Origin of the sequence: Puerhibacterium sp. TATVAM-FAB25, from assembly GCF_046535855.1 — a bacterium.
GTDB classification, from domain to species: Bacteria; Actinomycetota; Actinomycetes; order Actinomycetales; family Cellulomonadaceae; genus Puerhibacterium; species Puerhibacterium variabilis_A.
The window spans coordinates 164,862-184,910 of the sequence record NZ_JAXUAK010000002.1 but is presented as its reverse complement, the minus strand read 5'-3'; the positions used below and the strand labels follow the sequence as shown (position 1 = coordinate 184,910).

Here is a 20,049-nt window from a genome sequence, read left to right as displayed (position 1 = left end):
CGCCGTCCGGTGCGCGGCGCGTCACCCGCCGGTAACAAGCGTGGGGCAAGATGTGCCCATGGACAGGCAGCAGGAGTTCGTGCTCCGCACGGTCGAGGAGCGCGACATCCGCTTCATCCGGCTCTGGTTCACCGACGTGCTGGGCGTGCTGAAGTCCGTCGCGGTCGCGCCGGCGGAGCTGGAGCAGGCGTTCGCCGAGGGCATCGGGTTCGACGGCAGCTCGATCGAGGGCCTCACCCGCGTGTACGAGGCCGACATGATCGCCAAGCCCGACCCGACCACGTTCCAGGTGCTGCCCTGGCGCGGGGAGCGGCACGGCACCGCCCGCATGTTCTGCGACATCCTCACGCCCGACGGCGAGCCGTCGCTGGCCGACTCCCGCAACGTGCTCAAGCGGGCGCTGGCCAAGGCGAGCGACAAGGGGTTCACGTTCTACACGCACCCCGAGGTCGAGTTCTACCTGTTCGAGCAGCTCGCCGCTCCGGACGCCCCGCTGGTGCCGGTCGACCGCGGCGGCTACTTCGACCACCTGGCCCGCGGCTCCACGCACGACTTCCGCCGGGCCGCGATCACGATGCTCGAGTCGATGGGCATCTCGGTGGAGTTTTCCCACCACGAGGCCGGCCCCGGCCAGAACGAGATCGACCTGCGCTACGCCGACGCCCTGACCACCGCGGACAACCTCATGACCTTCCGCACCGTGGTCAAGGAGGTGGCGCTCGAGCAGGGCGTGTTCGCCACGTTCATGCCCAAGCCCCTCACGGAGGAGCCGGGCTCGGGCATGCACACGCACCTGTCGCTGTTCGAGGGCGACCGCAACGCCTTCCACGAGCCGGGCGCCCAGTTCGAGCTGTCCAAGACCGCGCGCCAGTTCATCGCCGGCCTGCTGGTGCACGCCGGCGAGATCACCGCGATCACCAACCAGTACGTCAACTCCTACAAGCGCCTGTGGGGCGGCTCCGAGGCGCCCAGCTACGTGTGCTGGGGCCACAACAACCGCTCCGCGCTGGTGCGCGTGCCGATGTACAAGCCGGGCAAGGGCAACTCCTCGCGCGTGGAGTACCGCGCGCTGGACTCGGCGGCCAACCCGTACCTCGCGTTCGCCGTCATGCTGGCGGCCGGGCTCAAGGGCATCGAGGAGGGCTACGACCTGCCGGAGGCCACCGACGACGACGTGTGGGAGCTCACCGACGCCGAGCGCCGCGCGCTCGGCATCGCGCCGCTGCCGCAGTCGCTCGACGAGGCGATCGCCCTGATGGAGCGCTCCGAGCTCGTGGCCGAGACCCTCGGCGAGCACGTGTTCCGCTACGTGCTGGCCAACAAGAAGCAGGAGTGGGCGAGCTACCGCCAGCAGGTCACGCCGTTCGAGCTGCAGCGGTTCCTGCAGTTCCTGTGACCGGCGCCGCCGGCCCGGGACCGGCCCGCCGCCGGTCCCGGGCGCGGGCGTAGGGTCGGGCCGTGGGTACCACGACGACGTCGGGAGCCGGGGACCTGCCGCCCCCGCCCCGCGCCGCGGGGCGGCGCGAGACCGTCACCCGAAGGCTCCTGCGAGCCGGCTTCGCCGACCTGACGCGCTCGGCGCAGCTGTGGGCCGACCCCGCCCTGGAGGCGGTCCTGCCCACGGGCCCGGGCCGCGACGAGGAGACGTCCGCCGCGGACGACCTGCTGGCCGCGCTCGGCGGCACGGCGGACCCCGACATGGCGCTCCTGCAGCTGGTGCGCCTAGCGAGCACCCGGGCCGCCGGCACGCTCGCGGGCGTGCTGGAGCGGGACGGCGCGCCGCGGGCCCGCCTCCTGGCGGTGCTCGGGGCGTCGTCCGCCCTCGGCGACGAGCTGGTGCGCCGCCCGGAGCTGCTCGACGTCCTCGGCGACGGCGACGCGGGCGTCGACGTCGACCCCCGCCAGGTGCGCGCCGAGCTGCTGACGGCCGTGGGGGCGGACCCCGACGACGCCGCGCCGGTCGCGGGCGCGGAGCCGGACGGGTGGCCGGACGCCGGGGCCCGCAGCGCGACGGACGCGCTGCGCCGGGCCTACCGCTCCCGCCTGCTGCGCATCGCGGCCACCGACCTCACCACCGCCGAGCCGCTCGGCCTGCTGCCCGCCGTCGCGGCCGCCCTCGCCGACCTGGCCGCCGCCGCGCTCGAGGCGGCCCTCGCCGTCGCGCGCGCCCAGCACCCGGACCACGCGCAGGTGCGCCTCGCCGTCATCGGCATGGGCAAGACCGGCGGGCGCGAGCTCAACTACGTCTCGGACGTCGACGTCGTCTACGTCGCCGAGCCGGGCGTGGGACCGGACGGGCAGCCGGTCGACGAGCCGCACGCCATGGCCGTGGGCGCGCGGCTGGCCTCGACGCTGCAGAAGGTCTGCGCCGGCGCGTCCGCCGAGCCGGCGCTGTGGCAGGTCGACGCCGCGCTGCGGCCCGAGGGCAAGCAGGGGCCGCTGGTGCGCTCCCTGTCCAGCCACCTCGCGTACTACGACCGCTGGGCCGAGACCTGGGAGTTCCAGGCCCTGCTCAAGGCCCGCCCGGTGGCGGGCGACGCGGACCTGGGCCGGGCCTACCGCGAGGCCGTCGACCCGCTGGTGTGGAAGGCGGTGTCGCGCGAGAACTTCGTCGAGGACGCCCAGGCGATGCGCCGGCGGGTCGAGGAGCACGTGCCGCCCGCCGAGGCGGACCGGCAGATCAAGCTCGGCCGCGGCGGCCTGCGCGACGTCGAGTTCACCGTGCAGCTCCTGCAGCTCGTGCACGGCCGGATGGACCCGGGGATCCGCTCGCCCAACACGCTGCGCGCCCTGGCGGCGCTCGCCGCCGCGGGCTTCGTGGGCCGCGACCACGCCGGCCGCATGGCCGTGTGCTACCGGTTCCTGCGGGCGCTGGAGCACCGCGTGCAGCTCTACCGGCTGCGGCGCACGCACCTGCTGCCCACCGGCGAGGAGGACCTGCGGCGGCTGGCCCGGTCGCTCGGCCTGCGGGCCGAGGGCGCCGAGGGGCTCACCGAGCGGTGGCGGGCCACCCGCCGCGAGGTGCGCTCGCTGCACGAGGAGGTCTTCTACCGACCGCTGCTGCCGGCCACGGCCCAGCTGTCCGAGGACGAGGTGGCGCTCGCGCCGGAGGCCGCGCGGCACCGGTTCGCCGCCATCGGCTACCGCGACCCGGACGGGGCGATGCGGCACGTCACGGCGCTGACCGAGGGCACCTCGCGCCGCGCGGCGCTGCAGCGGCAGCTGCTGCCGGTGCTGCTCGGGTGGTTCGCCGAGGGCGCCGACCCCGACGCCGGGCTGCTCGCGTTCCGGCGGCTGTCCGAGGAGCTCGGCAGCACCCACTGGTACCTCAAGCTGCTGCGCGACTCCGGGTCAGCGGCGCAGAACCTCGCCCACGTGCTGGCCTCGTCGCGCTACCTGGCGGACGCGCTGGCCCGCTCGCCGGAGTCGGTGCAGTGGCTCGCCGACCCGGCCGGCCTCGAGCCGCGCGGCGCCGAGCGGCTCGACGCCGAGGCCGACGCGATCCTCACCCGGGCCGACGACCCGGCGGCGGCGGCCGTGCTGCTGCGGGCGCTGCGGCGCCGGGAGCTGGCCCGCACCGGCGCCGCCGAGCTGCTGCGCCGGCTGGACCCCGTGGGTGCGGCCGCCGCGGTGAGCGACGCGGCCGACGTCGTGCTGCACGGCGGGCTGCGGGTGGCCGAGCACGTGGCCCGCGTCGAGCTCGGCCTGTCGCAGGACCCGGCGGCGAGCCCGACACGCATGCTGGTGGTGGCGATGGGCCGCCTCGGCGGGCGGGAGATGGGCTACGGGTCCGACGCCGACGTGATGTTCGCGCACGAGCCGGTCCCCGGCGCGGACGGCCAGCTCGCGCACCGGTTCGCCCTGACGGTGGCCACGCGGCTGCGCGAGCTGCTCGGCGCCGTCGGGCCGGAGCCGTCGCTGCCGGTCGACGCCGACCTGCGGCCCGAGGGCCGGCAGGGCCCGCTGGTGCGCACGCTGGCCTCCTACGCGGAGTACTACGAGCGCTGGTCGAGCGTCTGGGAGGCGCAGGCGCTGCTGCGGGCCCGACCCGTGGCGACGTCGCCGGGCGCGGACGGGCTGGGCGAGCGGTTCACCGACCTGGCCGGCCCGCGGCGCTACCCCGCCGGCGGGCTGCCCGCCGGCGACGTGCGCGAGGTGCGCCGGATCAAGGCGCGCGTGGAGGCCGAGCGGCTGCCGCGCGGCGTCGAGCCCGCCCGGCACCTCAAGCTGGGGCCCGGCGGGGTGTCCGACGTCGAGTGGACCGTGCAGCTGCTGCAGCTGCAGCACGCCCACGCGGTGCCCGGGCTGCGCACCACCGGGACGGTCGCGGCGCTCGACGCCGCCGAGGCGGCCGGGCTCGTGGCCCCGCTCGACGCGGTGCACCTGCGCGAGGCCTGGGTCCTCGCCTCGCGGCTGCGCTCGGCGGTGGTGCTGTGGTCCGGGCGCTCGACGGGCGCGCAGGCCGACGTGCTGCCGCACGACCGGCAGGCGCTGGCCGGCATCGCCCGGCTGCTGGGCGACGTGGGCGGCGGGGCGGACCTCGAGGAGACCTACCTGCGCACCGCCCGCCGCGCCCGGGCCGTGGTGGACCGCGTGTTCTACGACGCGGGTTGACCGAGCCCGGGCAGGCCCGCGAGCCAGTCGAACATCCGCTGCTCGGTGAGCGCGCGGGCCAGCGGCTGGCAGTGGTAGTTGGCGCCCTCGGCGGCCGAGAACCGCACGACCGTGGCGACGTCCGGCGCGAGCGACGCGAGCTGCTCGGGCTGGCCGGGCCAGAACTGCTCGTCCTCGGGGTCGGTGATCAGCAGCGGCGTGGTGATGCGCGGCGCGACGTCGCGCGCGTCGTACTCGCGCACGGCGCGCACCGTGGCGGCGTAGCCGTCGCTGCCGTACGGGCGGGCCCGGAAGCGCCAGGTGCGGGCGGCGGTCGGGGACAGGCGCATGCCGAGCGCCATGTCCCGGTCGAACGCGTGGTCGTCGCCCGCGTCGAGGTGCTTGAGCAGCTGGTGCGGGATCCGCGCGGTCCACGAGGCCGACACGTCCACCACCCCGGGGTCGACGACCGCCGCCGCGGGCCGGTGCTCGAACGCCAGCGCGCGCGTGACCCAGTACCCGGCCTGGCTGATGCCGTAGACGACGACGCGGTCGGGGTCGACGTCGTCGCGGGCGGTCACGGCGTCCAGGACCGGCGTCAGCACCGCCTCGAAGTCGGGCCGGAACGGCACGCCGTGCTCGAACAGCATCGACTGCTGGCCCGGCCCGTCGAAGACCAGCGCGTGGTACCCCCGCCGCAGCGCGCCGTGCACGGCCGCGGACCACAGCGACGTCAACGACCCGTCCGAGCCGTTCACGGCGACCAGCGTGGGGCGGGCCTCGCCGTCGGCGCCGGGCGCGCGGAAGAGATAGCCGGGCAGCGACGCGCCGGCGCACGGGATCGCGAGGCGTTCGACCGCCAGGCCACCGGTGTCGACCCAGCGGTCCCACGCGGCGCGATGCTTGCGGAACGTCGGCAGGAGCGGGTCGTCCGCCGGCAGGGCGGCCACGGCGTTGACCGCGACGCCGTAGTAGCCCGACGCGCGCAGCCAGGCGGAGGCGGCGCTCGCGTGCTGGCCGGCCGCGGCCGAGGCCTCGGCGAGCGCGGCGACACGGTCGCCGAGCCCGTCCCACGCGGCGAACCAGGCGTCGGGGTCACCGTCGCGGACGCCGGCGACCGCGGCCAGGACCTCGCCGACGTCCGCCGCGCCGCTGTAGGCGTGGCCCAGGACGGTGCGGATCTCGAAGTCGTGGTCGTCGTCCCCGGAGAATCCGGCGGTGAACGGGTCGTGGTGGGACATCAGGGCTCCTCACGTCGTCGTGCGGTCCTCCTGCACGGCCTGGCGGTCCCGGGCGCGGTCCCGGGCGCGGTCCCGGGCGCGGTCCCGGGCGCGGCGCCGGCGCGCCGCTGCCGCGATCGGGCGCTGGAGCAGCAGCACGAGCAGCCACGCCGCGCCGCCGCCCGGGAAGAGCAGCGCCAGCACCAGCGCGAGCCCGAACAGGCCTGACACCGACCATCTCTCCACGGCTGCCCCGCGTGCCACGGTCGGCAGGAAGCCGCCGCGACGCAGCGCCGTCTCCTCGGCGTCCAGGCACAACGACCCGAGGAGCATCGTGCCGATGTAGACGCCGAGGGCGAGCCGGTCGGCGTCGTCCGCCACCACGACGTCGAGCACGGTGGCGACGGGTAGCGCGACGATCGTGGCCAGCCACAGCAGCTCGAGCTGGAGGATGCGCGAGCTGTAGCCCGTGGCCGGCGCGAAGAGCCAGTGGTGCTCGTGCCAGAACGCGCCGATCACCGCGAAGCTGATGCCCGCCGAGATCAGGTCGCTCCAGCCGTCGGCGAAGAACGCCTGCGCGGAGTCCGCGCGCATCGCCTGGTCGACGAGCGGGAGCACGACCAGCGTGATGGCGATCGCCGCGACGGCGTCGGCGAACGCCAGGACACGGTCCAGCCCGTGCGTGCTCCCGCGCCGGCGGGTGGGCTCGGTCCCGGCCATGGGTCCACGGTAGGGGCGGGCGCGCCCGGGGGCGAGGCCCGCGGTGCGGGCGCCTATCGTGACGGCGTGCCCACCCGCCTGCTGCTGCTCAGCGACACGCACGTGCCCGCCCGCGCCCGCGCCCTGCCCGAGCAGGTGTGGCGCGCCGTCGACGCCGCGGACGTGGTGGTCCACGCGGGGGACTGGGTGACCGTCGAGCTGCTCGACGCGCTGGCCGCCCGGGCCGCGCGCCTCGTCGGCGTCGCCGGCAACAACGACGGCCCGCGGCTGCACGCCCGGCTCGGCGAGGTGGCGCGGGTCACCGTCGAGGACGTGCGGCTCGCCGTCGTGCACGAGACGGGGCCGAAGCAGGGGCGGGAGGCCCGCGCCGACCGTGCGTTCCCGGACACCGACGTGCTCGTCTTCGGCCACAGCCACATCCCGTGGGACACGGTGAGCCCCGCCGGGATGCGGCTGCTCAACCCTGGCTCGCCCACCGACCGGCGGCGCCAGCCCGTCGGGACGTACCTGACGGCGACGGTGACCGGGGACCGGCTCCACGACGTGGAGCTCGTCCCGGTGCCGCGCCGGGTGGAGCCCCAGGGGCGGGCGTCAGGACGGTAGGTCAGGTCGGTAGGTCAGGTCGGTAGGTCAGGGCCGGTCGGGCGGCCGGTCGCCTCGGCCGGTGCGCTGGGCGCCCCGCCGAGGAACGCCCGCACCCGCTGCTGGCGGGCGTGGTAGCGCGCGCCGAACCGCTCCTGGGCCCGGGCGCGCCGGCGCGGCCGGGCGGCGTACCGCCGTCGCGCCCACCACGACGACGGCTTGGCGAGCCGCACCGCGCCCACCGCCGCCACGACGGGCACGACGATGCCCACCATCCCCGTGGCCACCTTGCCCTTGAGGAAGCACACGACCGCGCACACCAGGTGGACGACGACGGAGGCCGCGTAGGCCCGCAGGCCGCCCTCGACCTCGTCGGGCGTCTCGCCGACGGGGGAGGTGGCGACCAGCAGCGCCGCGCCGACGGCGGCGCCGACGAGCACCGCCTCGACCGACTTCTCGCCCTGGGGGCTCCAGTAGACGTCGTCCACGTACAGCCACAGCGCGAACTCGTCGAGCGCCAGCGCCGCGCCGACGCCGAAGAAGAGACCGAGCAGCCAGGACGCCGGCGGCCCGGGGGCGTAGCGCAGCAGCAGCAGGCCGGTCGTCAGCACCAGGAGGATGCCCCACACCTGGTGGTGGACGTGGACGCCGCCGATGGTGACGTCGCCGACCAGCCGGCGTCGGCGCGGGGCCGCCCCGCCGGCGGGGTCCGGGCCGCGCTCCGCGTCCTCCTGCGACCGCGAGCGGATCCGCCGGGTGATGCCGCGCACGACGACGAACGTCACCACGAACGCCAGCAGCGCGACCAGGGTGGGCGCGCGGCCGGCGTCGACCACGTGCTGGGTGTACCAGGCCATGATCCTCGCCGTCCCAAGCCGTCCCAAGCCGTCCCTCGTGCCCCTCGTCGTGGCCTTTGTCGTGGCCCTCGCGGGCCCCTCGACGAGCCCGCGTCGGGAACCGTCCGCGCGTCGTCCCTGCGTCCATGGTGGGCCCGCCGCGGCGGCGGGTCGAGGCGGCGCCCGGCGGGGCGGGCGCCGGGGGGACGCCGCGGCCCGGGCCGCACACCCGGGCCCTCGGGATCCCGGCGCGCGGCCGCCGCGACCGGTACGCTGACGACCATGCGAGAGCAAGCGCTTTCCGAGGGGCTGGTCGACGGCGCCCGCCCGGCCTGGTCGGTGCTGCGCCTGCTCGGCCGGCGACCGTGGCGGATGACGATCGCGGTGGCCGCCTTCGCGCTCAAGGAGGTCCCGCTGTGGTTCCTGCCGGTGATCACCGCCGCGATCATCGACATCGTCGCCGACGACGGCGAGGTGTCCGCGGTGCTCGGCTGGCTCGGGCTCGCGACGGTGCTGCTCGCGCAGAACTACCCGAACCACCTGCTGTACACGCGCTGCTTCATGACGGTGGTGCGGGACACCGGCGCCGACCTGCGCAACGCGCTCGCCGCGCGGCTGCAGTCGCTGTCGATCGGCTACCACTCGCGCGTGAGCTCCTCGATCGTGCAGACCAAGGTGGTGCGCGACGTCGAGAACGTCGAGGTGATGCTGCAGCAGGTCACCCACCCGCTGCTGTCCGCCACCATGGTGCTGGTCGGGGCGGTGGCCATGACCGCGGCGGCGGTGCCGCAGTTCCTGCCCGTGTACGCGTTCGCCGTGCCGGTCGCCATCGGGCTGCGCGCGGGCATGCGCCGGCGCTCGCGCGCGCGCAACGAGGAGTTCCGCCGGGAGATGGAGGCCCTCGCCGCGCGGGTGGGGGAGATGGCGTCGCTGATCCCGGTCACGCGCGCCCACGGCCTGGAGCAGACCGCCGTGACCCGGGTGGCCAGCGGTGCCGACGGCGTGCGGCGCGCGGGGCTGCACCTCGACATGCTCAACGGGCACGTCGCGTCGATCTCCTGGGTCACGATGCAGCTGCTCGGGGTGGGCTGCCTGGTGCTCGCCGCGGTCTTCTCGCTCACCGGCCTGCTGCCGATCACGCCCGGCGAGGTGGTGCTGCTGTCCACCTACTTCACGCTGCTGACCCAGGGCCTGACCCAGCTGCTGATGCTCATCCCCGTGGGCGCCAAGGGCCTGGAGTCGGTCCGCTCGATCGCCGAGGTGCTGCAGGAGCCGGACCTCGAGCAGAACGCGGGCCGCCGCCCGGTCGGCGCCGTGACCGGGGCGATCCGCCTGGAGGCGGCCAGCTACCGGTACGACGGCGCCGACGCCGACGCGCTGCACCGCATCGACCTGGACGTCCGCGCCGGGACCACGACGGCGTTCGTCGGCTCGTCGGGGTCCGGCAAGTCGACGATGCTCAACCTCGTCCTGGGCTTCCTGCGGCCCACCGGCGGGCGCATCCTGCTCGACGGCACCGACATGCAGCAGCTCGACCTGCGCACGGTCCGACGGTTCGTCTCGGTCGTCCCGCAGGAGTCGGTGCTGTTCGAGGGCACCATCCGGGAGAACGTCGCCTACGGCCTGCGGCACGCCAGCGACGAGCGGGTGGCCCAGGCGCTGCGCGACGCCAACGCGTGGGACTTCGTCCAGGACCAGCCGCAGGGCTGGGACACGGTCGTCGGCGAGCGCGGGGCACGCCTGTCGGGCGGCCAGCGGCAGCGGCTGGCGATCGCGCGCGCCCTGGTGCGCGACCCGCGCATCCTGCTGCTCGACGAGGCCACCAGCGCGCTGGACCCGGAGTCGGAGGAGCTCGTGAAGGACGCCCTCGGGCGGCTGATGAGGGGGCGGACCACCCTGGTGGTCGCCCACCGGCTGTCCACGATCCGCGGCGCGGACCGGATCGTCGTGCTGGAGCACGGCCGCGTCGTCGAGCAGGGCCGGCACGACGAGCTGCTCGAGGCCGGCGGGCGCTACGCCCGCCTGCACCTGACGCAGTCGGGCCTGGGCTGACCGGTCTCGGCCCGGTGGGCTGGCAGGATGACCGCGTGCCCGCGACCCGACCCGATCCCGCCGCCCCGCTCGACGGCGTCCTGGTGCGCCTGCGCGCCCTGACGGAGGCCGACCTGCCGGCGCTGTTCGACGCCGTCGGCCACCCCGAGGTGTTCGCCGGCGGGTGGGGCGGCGGCCCGGCCGCGCACCGCGGCGACCACGCCGCGTGGGCCGAGTTCGCGCGGGGGTACCTGCCGTGGGGCACCGGCAACGTCTACGCCGTCTGCCTGCGCGCCGCCGGCGACGCCGTCGTCGGCACCACCACGCTCGGCGACTTCGACCTGCGCCACGAGGCGACGCACATCGGCTGGACCGCGTACGCGCCGCGGGTGTGGGGCAGCGGGGTCAACGCCGACGCCAAGCACCTGCTGCTGTCGGCGGCGTTCGCCCACGGGTTCGAGCGCGTGCGGCTGCAGGCCGACGTGCTCAACACGCGCTCCCGCGCCGCGATCGAGCGCCTCGGCGCCCACCCCGAGGGGGTGCTGCGGCACGTGCAGCGGCGGGCCGACGGGTCGTGGCGGGACACCGCGGTGTACTCGGTGCTGCGCGAGGAGTGGCCGCGGGTCGAAGCGGGCCTGCGGGCCCGGCTCGACGGCGCCGGGGCGACGCCGGCGCGCTGAGGGGCCCGCGCCCGCTGAGCGACCCGCGCCCGCTGAGCAACCCACGCCCACCCAGGCGCCGCCGCGCGCGTCAGTCCGCGAGGAAGTCGGGCAGCGCCGCACGAGCGCGGGCAGGCCTAGCTCCGCGATCCGCGCGAGGTCGTCGCGGAGGTCGGTGTGGCCGAACAGCGCCGTGCACGCCAGCGCGGCGTCCTTGTCGGACTGCAGGCACAGCGCGACCGACCGGAGCCGGTCGGTGCCGTGGTCGGTGACGTAGCGGGCGACCTCGCCGCCGCCCGTCGAGAACCCGACCAGCGTGACGTCGCGCAGGTCGAGCCCGGTCAGGAGAGCCTCGAGGTTCCCGGCGAGCCGCTCGTCGGTGTAGCCGCGGTGCGGCTTGTCGCTGCGCCCCGGGCACGCCGGCGTGCGGCCCCGCGAGGAGGCCCGCGGCCGTCACATCCCGGACGGGAGCGAGGACTCGAGCGCCGTCCGCACCAGCCGCGGCCCGAGGTCGTCGTCGCGGTAGGCGGCGCCCGAGGCCAGGACGACTCCGGGCGCCGCGAGGTGCCACCACACGCCGGCCACCGGCAGCAGCACGACGGCGCCGTGCAGCTCGCCGGGGTCGGCGTGGCGGCGGGCGACGATCTCGTCGGCGATCGCCCGCTGGCCGGCCCACGTGGTCCTGTCCACGGGCAGCGACGCGGCGATGCCACGGTCCGCGCGAGCCGGGCCGCGGAAGGCCGCCACGGCGGCGCGCCGCAGCAGCGGGGCGGTCGCCAGCCCGGCGAAGTCCGGCGCCGCCCCGACGGCGTCGTGGGCGGCGGACCGTGCCTGCGCCCAGCGCTGCCAGGCCCTGCCGACGCCCGGCGGCGGCGGGTCGTGGTGGTCGCGCACCGTCAGCCCCAGCAGCGCCCGGTACCAGGCCAGCCAGTCCGCGCCGGCCGCGGCCCGCTCGTCGGTGGAGAGGGCGTCGTCGCGCGGCGGCGGGTCGAGCAGCGGCGGCGGGACGTCGGCGGGCGCGCGGCCGCCGTCGTGCGGCACGACGATGCCGGCCGCGTCCCGGACGACGAGCGCCGCCGTGAGCGACGTGTCGTCGCCGACCGACAGCTGCCAGGACCGCCCGCCCGCGCACCGCACGGCGACACCGTAGCGGTCGTACGGTGGGAGGGACCCTCAGCGTCCCTCAGGAGGCGACCATGACCATCCGAGGCATCCGCCGCGCGCGCGTCACGACCACCGGGGTCGCGCTGGCCGCGTCCGCGTTCCTGCTCGCCGGCTGCCCCGGCGGCGACGACGACGGCGACAGCCCGTCGATGGAGCAGGAGGAGGACGGGGGCGAGGGCGAGGACGACGACTGACGGGCGGCCGGGCTCAGCCGCGCGGGGCGCTCGCGGCGTCCGGGGCTGCGGAGGAGCGGAAGCGCGACGGTCCGGACCACAGGGGCAGCGGGAGCCCGCGGACGCCGGGCGTGGCGGTGAACAGCCGGCCGGAGTCCGGGAGCTCGGCGAGCTGGTCCGGGGTGAGGTCCTGGGTCGCGGTCGTGATCACCAGCGTGTCCAGGCGGGGGCCGGCGAAGGCCACGCAGGAGACGTTCTGCGCCGGGACCTCGATGGTCGCCACGAGCTCTCCGGCGGGCGAGTAGCGGCGGACCTGCCCGAGGCCGTACATCGCGATCCACAGGTGCTCCTCGGCGTCGAGGCACATCCCGTCGGGGTGGCCGTCGTCGACGGTGAGAAAGGTGGTCCGCGGCCCGACCGCCCCGGTGCGCGCGCCGTAGTCGCGCACGTAGACCGTCCGTCGCAGGGTGTCGATGCTGTACATGCGCGTGCCGTCGGCCGTCCAGGCGAGGCCGTTGGACAGCGTGAGGTCGTCGTCGAGCACCCGCACCGTCCCGTCGGCGTCCAGCACGGCGAGCAGCTCCTCGGTGGGGTCGTCGTCCTCGAGGTGCAGCGACCCCACGAGGAACCGGCCGGCCGGGTCCGGCTTGCCGTCGTTCAGCCGCCGTCCGGACCCCGGCGGCAGGATCCGCGGTCCGGGGCGCACCACCCCGGCGGGGTCGCGCAGCAGCAGCTGCTCGCCGCCCGCGACGACCCAGTCGCCCTCTGCGGAGACGGCCACCGCCCCGACGGTGCCCCCGAAGGCCACCTCGTCGACGACGTCGACGGTGCCGTCGTCCCGGAGCTCGCCCGAGAACACGAGCCCGCGCCGGATGTCCACCCACAGCAGCCGCTCCCGCACCGGGTCCCACACGGGCCCCTCGGCCAGCTCGTGGACCTGCGGGTTCGCGACCTGCACCGCCGTCGTCACGTCGTCTGCTCCCTCGGGTAGGTGTCCCTGACGATGCCGATCCCACCAGGGGAGGGGCGATCTCGAAAGCCGGGCGAGGCCATGGCTCAACGGAGCCGGATGCGTGACTTGCCCTCGACGAGGCCGGCCAGCGGCCCGGCCGGGTGGAGCGTCCCGGCCCCCTTCGGGGCGCCCAGCAGGTCGCGGTCCAGGACCACCGGGCTGCCGTCCGGCTCCTCGAAGTCGGCGTCGGCGAAGCGCACGGGCGGCAGGTCCGCCGTCGTGACCACGCCGACGACCTGGAGCAGCGCCGCGGGCACCACCGCGTCGAGGTACAGCGCGTCGCCGTCCTCGACGACGTCGAGGCGGACCTCGTCGCCCACGGTGCGGGCACCGGCCTCGGCGGCGTACGGCCGCGTGCCGTTCGCGTAGGCGTTGTCGCGGATGTGGACGCCCTGCCGCTTGGTGCCGAACCGCTCGTGGTCGCCCTGGCCGGCGTTCACGGCCGCGAGGTAGCCCTCCCAGCCGGCGGGGTAGGCGTCGTAGCCGGACGTGCCCGACGTCGCCGGGGCCCGGTCCAGCCAGATCGTGCCGGGCAGCAGCGCCCCCTCGACGTCGGCGCCGGTGAACAGGTTGCCGATCCAGCGGTCGTCGCCGCCGAGGACGTTGGCGAAGCCTGCCACCGTCGTCGAGTGCGGACGGTGGTACGGCGTGGCGCGGTCGAGCACCTGCCCGACGCGCACGACGCCGCCGACCAGGTTGTTGACGTAGGCGCCGCCCTGCGAGAAGTTCTCGACGGCGACGGGCGAGGCCAGCACGTTGTGGTCGACCAGGTACGGGCCGTGCGACACCTCGACGAAGAGGTCGCGCGTGTTGGCGTGGTAGACGTTGCGGCTGACGCGGGTGCCCTGGGTCTGCCAGTCGAGCCACGTGCCGAGCGTGCAGTGGTCGATGCGGTTGCCGATGATCTGCACGTCGATCGCGGCGTGCAGCTTGATCCCGCCGATCTCGTAGCCGTAGAACTCGCGCTTCGTGCCGATGTGGTGGATGTGGTTGTCCTCGATCGTCGAGAACGCCGCGCCGAGGTGGCCCACCACGCCGTTCTGGCCGCAGTCGTGGACGTGGTTGCGGCGCACCACGTGCGAGCCCACGCGCTCGCGGGTCCAGCCCTGCTCCAGCGCGGTGAAGACGGACTCGAGCTGGTACTGGTAGCCCGGCTTGTCGCCGCGCACGGCAGCGTAGTTGTGGCCCGTCGAGATCTCCTTGCCGAGGGAGACGGCGGAGCACTTCGCGTCGTGGATGTCGTTGTCCTCGATGATCCAGCCCTTGGCCCAGTTCGGCCCCACGAGGCCCGGCTGGTCGGCCGTCGGCGGGGTCCACGGGGTCGCGGCCTGCGCCAGCTCGAAGCCGCGCACGGTGATCCAGTCGAGGTGGTGCTGCTCGGGGTAGAACACCGCCGGGCGGACGTTGATCTCCGTCAGCGCGGCGTCAGGGTCCGCGCCGAGGAAGCTCGCCCAGATGGTCGTGGCCTCGTCGCCGACCTCGGCGTACCAGACCGCCTGCGTCCACTCCGGGTCCTCGACGGCCTGGAGGGTCTTGGCCCAGCCGTCGCGCACCTCGGTGCGTCGCACGGGCGCGGTGACGGCGTCGACGCAGAAGACCTGGGTCAGGGAGCGGCCGTCGAGGTAGACGTCGCCGCGGGTGGGCCGGTTGCCGTCGGGGTCCGGGACGAGCCAGTCGCCCCACAGCTCCTCGGCGAACGGGTTGAAGTCGCCGAACACGGTGTTCGGCACCTCGGTGCGCCACGCGTCCGTCCCGTCGAGCCGGGTCCAGCCGGTGACCACCTCCGCCCCCGTGATCTTCACGTGCTCGCCCGGGGCCGCCTCGAAGGTGATGCGGCGCGTGTCGCTCAGGCCGCCGCGCACCGGGCGCACCCACTCGCGGTAGGTGCCCTCGTGGACGCGCACGGTGTCGCCGGGCGTCGCCCGCGCGGCCGCCGCGTTCACCGTCCGCAGCGGGGCGTCCTCGGTGCCGGGACTGGTGTCGGAGCCCGTGAGGGCCACGTGCAGGATCGTCATGCTCCGCTCCTTGGGCGTAGGGCCGTGCGGGGAACGCGGGTGCGGCTGGTCCGACAGGTCGGTCGTCGTGACGGCGGCGCCGACCGTGCCGCCGCGCGGTGATCGTACGTGGCCGGGACGCCGGCGCGCGGGATCTCCGGTGTCCGGACGTGCTCGGCCTTCCCTCGACGGGTCGCGCGACGCGCGGCACCCCCGCCGCCGCGGGCTTCGATGTGCGGAGGTCGGCCCGTCTGCCGAGACTGGGCCGCGAGCCGATCAGCATCGACAGGGGGGACGATGGCGACCACGCCGACCACGCCGACCACGAGCTCGGCAGCGATCCTCGACGCGCTGCGCCGGTCGACCGTGCGCACCCACACCTACCGCGCCCTGGCCGGGCACGACGAGAGCGGTGCGGGCCTGCGCCGCTTCCGCGCCGAGCTCAAGACCCCCGTCGACGTCCCGCCGGAGGTCGCCGCCCGGCACGCGTGGACGTCGCAGCACTCCTACCGGCACGTCACCCCCGACGAGGTCGAGTCGCTGCTGAGCGACATCAGCCCGCTGCTGGCCGAGTGCGCGCTCGGCATCAGCCCTGGGGAAGGACACCACGGCGTCGCCGTGACGCTGGCGTTCCTCGAGGGATCCGTGCTCAACCCGTTCCGGCTCGCGGGCGCCGACCTGCACGACGTCCTGGGCACGATCGACGAGGCGCACGCCCGGCTGTTCGCCGCGTTCGAGCAGCGGGGCGACCTGTGGCTGCCGGATGCGCACCTCGGTCTGGAGGCTGACGCCGGCACGGCCGTCCTGCTGACGACCGTCGCCTCGGCATCGTCCCTGGACGAGGTCGCGCCGGGTCTGGAGACGGCGCTGGTCTCGCAGGTGCTCGCGGACGTCTCGGACGGCGCCGCGTGCGTGCTCGCGTCCGTCGGGAAGTCGGGCGACGACAGCGACGACCGGGAGCTCGACGAGTTCTGGGCGGGGCTGGCGTTCCGCGCGTGGGACGGGGAGATCTGGGTGGCCGACCCGAACAGCGCCGCGTTCCACGAGCCGGCGAGCAGGCTCGCGGACCTCCTCGCCGGCCGGTGACCCGCGCGCCGACGGGTCGGCCGTGCGGCAGCCGCGCTCAGGCCGCAGGAGCGCCGTCGGGCCCTAGCGGCGCCACCAGCTGCACGTCGTCCATCTCGACGTTGAGCTGGCGTCCCGGGCCCGTGGCCGCCGTCTCGAACCGCACGGCGACGCGACCGTCGTCCCGCACCCGCACCAGCCAGCCGCGCCCGTGACGGGGATGCTCGAGGTCGACGCCCGGGGCACAGTCCTGCTCGCGCAGCGAGCCGTGCGTGCGCCGGGCGCGCGCAGGCGCGGCCGGCGCGTCGACGTCCGGTTCGTCGACGCCCGGCTCGACGACGCCCGGCTCCTCCGACATCAGCGACGCCTGCGGGGCGTCCGGCTCGTCGTGCAGCCGGATGTCCAGGGCGAGCTGGGCGTGCTCCGACAGCCCGTGGAAGGAGACTCCCAGCAGCCGCACCGGCGCGTCGGTCTCGACCAGGTCCAGGGCTCGGCGTGCGGCGTCGGTCAGGACCCGGCTCTCCGAAGAGGGGGAGGCCAGCGTCACCGACCTCGACACGGTCGTGAAGTCGGCGAAGCGTACCTTGACCGTGACGGTGCGGGCCGCAGCCGCACGCCGTGACAGGCGAGCCATCGCCTGCGCGGTGACGGCCGGGATGTACGCGGCCACCTGGGCCCGGCCGTACAGGTCGGAGTCGAAGGTGTGCTCGGCGCCGGCGGACTTGCGCTCGCGCTGCACCGTCACCGGCCGGTCGTCCCAGCCGCGTGCCACCCGGTACAGGTTCGTGCCGGCCGCGTCCCCGACCATGGCCACGAGCGTGTCCAGCGGCTGGGCGCGCAGGTCCTCGACGGTGCGCACCCCGATGCGCTCCAGCCGCTCGGCCGAGACCGGTCCGACGCCCCACAGCGAGCGCACCGGCAACGGCAGGAGGAAGCTGTCCTCGCCGTCGGGCGCGACAACCCGGACGCCGGCCGGCTTGGCGGCTGCCGAGGCGAGCTTGGCGACCAGCTTGGAGCGGCCCATCCCGACCGAGACCGGGACGCCGGACAGCTCGACGGCCCGCGCGCGCAGGTCCGCGGCAACCCGGGTCCACCCGTCTGGACCGGGGGACAGGTGTCCCAGGTCGGCGAAGGCCTCGTCGATGCTCAGGGGTTCGACGAGCTCGGTCTGCTCCCGCAGGGCCGCCATGACGGCTGCCGAGTACGCGCTGTACGCCGCGAACCTCGGCGTCAGCACGGTGGCCTGGGGGCACCTGCGCCGCGCGAGGGCCATCGACATGGCCGAGCGCACCCCGAACGCGCGAGCCTCGTAGGAGGCGGCTGCCACCACGCCGCGGGGTCCGCTGCCACCGACCAGCACGGGCCTGCCCTTCAGCGAGGGCTTCTGGTGCTGCTCGACCGAGGCGAAGAACGCGTCCGCGTCCAGGTGGGCGATGCTCGGCTGCGCGCGCAGCACCCCCGGTCGCAGCTCCTGACTCACGGGGTCCACTGTGCCGGATGCGGCGCGTCGAGCAGCCACGACCTCGGCCTCCAGCTCGATGGCGCCGTGGTCCGGAGCCGGTGCCCCGGGGGCCGTGAGCCGGGCTTCCTCGCGCACGAGGACGCGAAACGGCGACTGACGCTGCCCAACCCCGAAAGATGTTTGTGCAGGTCAGCCGCCGTTTCAGCGCTGTCGTCAGGGCCGAAAAACCCTAGGCGTCAGATGTCGTAGTAGACCGCGATCCATCGCTCCTCCTCGAGCATCGCCGCAGGCCAGGGCACCGGTGGATGAGGTCGGGTCACCCCGATCTGCGTCTGATGTGCGTGGCTTTCGCGTCGGCGGGGTGGGTGCTGTGGCAGCCGTTGTGGCAATCGTCGGCCTGGCGGAGCTGGGAGACAAGGGGCGTCGAGCGGCTCAAGGGGGACATGCGGCTGCGCGACGCGGCCCCGCGGCGGGAGTCGAGCTCCGCCGCGGGGCCGCGCCTGATTGGGGTCACACGGGGATCAGCCGCAGCTCACACCCTCGTAGTCGGCGGTGGCCTCGACGCCGTCGGCGGTCACGGTGACCGTCCCGGCATCGAGCGCCCCCGACTTCGTCGGAAAGGTCTGCCGCCACTCCTTGCCCGCGGCGAGCGGGCCCCGTTCCCGGGTGCCGTGGTCGGTGGCGATCGCGACCCCCACCGGACGGTCGGAGCTGTTGGTCACCTTCACCTCAAGGAACGCACGCGGGCCGCGGCACACGCCGGTCGCCGCGATGTCGACGGGGCTCGCCGGGGTCGCCAGCAGGGTCGCGCTGAGCGGCGACACGGTGATCCGGTTCACGATCGGCGCTTCGTCCGCCCGCAGGTTGTAGTCCGCAGGCCACAGCTCGGACGCGTAGGTCTCGCCGTCCCAGTTGGTGGCCTCCTGCGACCGCAGCGAGATCGTGTTCTCGCCCTCGTGAAGGTCGAGGACCACGGTCCGCTCCCAGAAGTTGTTCTCGTGGAACGTCGGGACGAACAGCACGCGCTGCGCGTCGCCGTCGTTGACTGAGATGTCCGCGTGGCGCGCGACGGGGTTGGGGTTGTAGTGGGTCCCGTCCACCTGCTCCGGGTTGGAGAAGCGGAACACGACCGCGTGCGGCCCCGCCTCGCTGGCGTCGACGCTGAACGTCAGGGAGCTGTCGTTCCCGGGCTCGCCGCCCACACCGGCGACGGCCTGGCCGCCCTCGGCCAGGGACAGGTCCACCACGGAGGCGGAGCCCGCGAGCTCGGTCTCCTCGGCCTGGTACTCAGTCGCGGTCAGCACGCCCTAACCTGGGGCGACGGTGATCCGGTCGAGCACGACGGGCGTCGCACCGGCCGTGACGGTCACCTTGTTGACCCCGCCCTGCAGGTGCGCCGCGACCGGTACTCGTTGCGCCATCTGTGCGCCGCCCGCAGCATCCGGCAGGTCTTCATCAAGCCGCGCTGCCCCTGGACCAACGGCAAGGTCGAACGCCTCAACCGCAGCCTGGCCAACGGGTGGGCCTACCGACGGGCATTCAGCAGTAACGCCGAGCGAGCCGCCGCCCTTGCCCCCTGGCTCGAGCACTACAACACTCGACGACACCACCAAGCCCTCGGCGGCCTGCCCCCGACCCGCCGACTCCAACCAACGTCATGACTGGTTACATCTAGCGGCGTCACCAGCTGCAGGTCGTCCATCTCGACGTTGAGCTGGCGTCCCGGGCCCGTGGCTGCCGTCTCGAACCGCACGGCGATGCGACCGTCGTCCCGCACCCGCACCAGCCAGCCGCGCCCGTGACGGGGATGCTCGAGGTCGACCAACACGCATAGGTCCATGGAGGCTCCCGCCGGTCGCCGGCGGGAGCGTCCGTGCTTGCCCCTGGCTCATCGTGAGCTAGGGCGTGTCGCCCCTATCGGAGACACGCCCTAGTAGTCGATGCCTGGAGTCAGCGGGCGCAGGAGGCACCCACCCTGCAGGGCCCGCGTGTAGCCGCGATCCTGGAACCAGCCCACCAGCGCCTGCTCCGACTCCCCTATCGCGGACCAAGGGGTGAGGACAAGGAACGCTCCGGTCGAGGACAAGTGCCCAAGCACGCGGAGCAGATCGCCCTCGCGGCCGGCGAACGAGGCGAGGTCGACGAATACGCCGTCCCCCAACGTGAACTGCTCACCGGTCGGGCGGTCGTACAGCGAGGTCTCGCCCCTGATGTCCCCGAGGCCGTCTGGTTCACCTTCCAGGTGCGAGTACGTCCACGATGTCGCGTAATCCCAGCCGGGCGCCGCGTGGAACACGTCGAGAAACCGCGTCGCTCGGCGAAGCTCGATGTAGTTGGCGGCGGGCGCGGCGCCGCCTGGGAAGTTCGTGGCGTGCCCGTCCATGATCGATACCGGCTGGATCTGCTGTGAGAGCCACGCGGTGACCTCGTCCGACGGCACGACGTAGGTCTGCGAGTCGCTCATCGCCATGCGCAGGGCCGTCGTGTACTTCTCGTCTGTCATGCGGAGGCTCCTTGGGCGGTAGTGGCTGCGCCGGA

At 74.9% G+C, this 20,049-nt stretch carries 16 protein-coding genes and 2 pseudogenes; 8 read left to right on the top strand and 10 right to left on the bottom strand.

The genetic code is table 11. The annotated features are described in order from the left end of the window. The first annotated feature begins 58 nt into the window (after positions 1-58). Both glnA and U5M74_RS03135 read left to right on the top strand, forming a co-directional pair. Positions 59-1,396 (top strand): type I glutamate--ammonia ligase, encoded by a 1,338-nt coding sequence (glnA, locus tag U5M74_RS03140; protein ID WP_410906073.1) that lies wholly within the window; start codon positions 59-61, stop codon positions 1,394-1,396. Positions 1,397-1,458: 62 nt separating this feature from the next. Then, positions 1,459-4,614 carry a bifunctional [glutamine synthetase] adenylyltransferase/[glutamine synthetase]-adenylyl-L-tyrosine phosphorylase gene (locus U5M74_RS03135; protein WP_410906072.1) on the top strand — a complete coding sequence of 1,052 codons (3,156 nt, stop codon included), beginning with the start codon at positions 1,459-1,461 and terminating at the stop codon, positions 4,612-4,614. Here the strand turns inward: U5M74_RS03135 and U5M74_RS03130 are convergent. Together U5M74_RS03130 and U5M74_RS03125 are read right to left on the bottom strand one after the other, a co-directional pair. Then, positions 4,599-5,834, bottom strand: a complete 1,236-nt coding sequence (locus U5M74_RS03130) for an alpha/beta hydrolase family protein (protein ID WP_410906071.1) — start codon at positions 5,832-5,834, stop codon at positions 4,599-4,601. The genes U5M74_RS03135 and U5M74_RS03130 overlap by 16 nt on opposite strands. A 9-nt stretch (positions 5,835-5,843) precedes the next feature. Further along, positions 5,844-6,533, bottom strand: coding sequence for a TMEM175 family protein (locus U5M74_RS03125; protein ID WP_410906069.1), 690 nt, complete (start codon positions 6,531-6,533; stop codon positions 5,844-5,846). 66 nt (positions 6,534-6,599) lie between these two features. Here U5M74_RS03125 and U5M74_RS03120 point away from each other — a divergent pair, with 66 nt between their 5' ends. Then, positions 6,600-7,136 carry a metallophosphoesterase family protein gene (locus U5M74_RS03120; protein WP_410906067.1) on the top strand — a complete coding sequence of 179 codons (537 nt, stop codon included), beginning with the start codon at positions 6,600-6,602 and terminating at the stop codon, positions 7,134-7,136. Positions 7,137-7,150: 14 nt separating this feature from the next. Here U5M74_RS03120 and U5M74_RS03115 read toward each other — a convergent pair whose 3' ends face one another. Then, the gene (locus U5M74_RS03115; protein WP_410906065.1) at positions 7,151-7,972 is read right to left on the bottom strand and encodes a hypothetical protein; all 822 of its coding nucleotides are present in this window, start codon (positions 7,970-7,972) and stop codon (positions 7,151-7,153) included. Between the two features lie 261 nt (positions 7,973-8,233). Between U5M74_RS03115 and U5M74_RS03110 the strand changes: the two genes are divergently transcribed. Both U5M74_RS03110 and U5M74_RS03105 read left to right on the top strand, forming a co-directional pair. Next, positions 8,234-10,003 carry an ABC transporter ATP-binding protein gene (locus U5M74_RS03110; RefSeq protein ID WP_410906063.1) on the top strand — a complete coding sequence of 590 codons (1,770 nt, stop codon included), beginning with the start codon at positions 8,234-8,236 and terminating at the stop codon, positions 10,001-10,003. A gap of 35 nt (positions 10,004-10,038) precedes the next feature. Next, positions 10,039-10,662 (top strand): GNAT family N-acetyltransferase, encoded by a 624-nt coding sequence (locus U5M74_RS03105; RefSeq protein WP_410906061.1) that lies wholly within the window; start codon positions 10,039-10,041, stop codon positions 10,660-10,662. Between the two features lie 213 nt (positions 10,663-10,875). Here the strand turns inward: U5M74_RS03105 and U5M74_RS03100 are convergent. Both U5M74_RS03100 and U5M74_RS03095 read right to left on the bottom strand, forming a co-directional pair. Further along, positions 10,876-11,043: pseudogene (locus tag U5M74_RS03100) on the bottom strand (alpha/beta fold hydrolase); the annotation flags it as partial. Between the two features lie 51 nt (positions 11,044-11,094). Beyond that, on the bottom strand, positions 11,095-11,778 hold the full coding sequence (locus U5M74_RS03095) for a hypothetical protein (RefSeq protein WP_410906059.1): 684 nt from the start codon (positions 11,776-11,778) through the stop codon (positions 11,095-11,097). Positions 11,779-11,837: 59 nt separating this feature from the next. On the opposite strand from U5M74_RS03095, the gene U5M74_RS03090 reads away from it, so the two are divergent. Beyond that, the gene (locus tag U5M74_RS03090; protein WP_410906057.1) at positions 11,838-11,999 is read left to right on the top strand and encodes a hypothetical protein; all 162 of its coding nucleotides are present in this window, start codon (positions 11,838-11,840) and stop codon (positions 11,997-11,999) included. 13 nt (positions 12,000-12,012) lie between these two features. On the opposite strand, the gene U5M74_RS03085 is transcribed toward U5M74_RS03090, so the two are convergent. Then, on the bottom strand, positions 12,013-12,948 hold the full coding sequence (locus tag U5M74_RS03085; protein WP_410906056.1) for an SMP-30/gluconolactonase/LRE family protein: 936 nt from the start codon (positions 12,946-12,948) through the stop codon (positions 12,013-12,015). An 86-nt stretch (positions 12,949-13,034) separates the two neighbouring features. Continuing rightward, the gene (locus tag U5M74_RS03080; protein WP_410906054.1) at positions 13,035-15,005 is read right to left on the bottom strand and encodes a right-handed parallel beta-helix repeat-containing protein; all 1,971 of its coding nucleotides are present in this window, start codon (positions 15,003-15,005) and stop codon (positions 13,035-13,037) included. A 276-nt stretch (positions 15,006-15,281) separates the two neighbouring features. On the opposite strand from U5M74_RS03080, the gene U5M74_RS03075 reads away from it, so the two are divergent. After that, positions 15,282-16,070 (top strand): hypothetical protein, encoded by a 789-nt coding sequence (locus U5M74_RS03075; protein WP_410906052.1) that lies wholly within the window; start codon positions 15,282-15,284, stop codon positions 16,068-16,070. A 37-nt stretch (positions 16,071-16,107) separates the two neighbouring features. Here U5M74_RS03075 and U5M74_RS03070 read toward each other — a convergent pair whose 3' ends face one another. Next, positions 16,108-17,529 (bottom strand): DNA polymerase IV, encoded by a 1,422-nt coding sequence (locus tag U5M74_RS03070; protein ID WP_410906050.1) that lies wholly within the window; start codon positions 17,527-17,529, stop codon positions 16,108-16,110. A 503-nt stretch (positions 17,530-18,032) separates the two neighbouring features. Beyond that, the gene (locus tag U5M74_RS03065) at positions 18,033-18,815 is read right to left on the bottom strand and encodes a hypothetical protein (RefSeq protein WP_410906049.1); all 783 of its coding nucleotides are present in this window, start codon (positions 18,813-18,815) and stop codon (positions 18,033-18,035) included. 99 nt (positions 18,816-18,914) lie between these two features. Between U5M74_RS03065 and U5M74_RS03060 the strand changes: the two are divergent. Further along, positions 18,915-19,172, top strand: a pseudogene (locus U5M74_RS03060) (integrase core domain-containing protein); the annotation flags it as partial. A gap of 269 nt (positions 19,173-19,441) precedes the next feature. Here the strand turns inward: U5M74_RS03060 and U5M74_RS03055 are convergent. Beyond that, the gene (locus U5M74_RS03055) at positions 19,442-20,014 is read right to left on the bottom strand and encodes a hypothetical protein (protein ID WP_410906048.1); all 573 of its coding nucleotides are present in this window, start codon (positions 20,012-20,014) and stop codon (positions 19,442-19,444) included. Positions 20,015-20,049 lie beyond the last annotated feature (35 nt).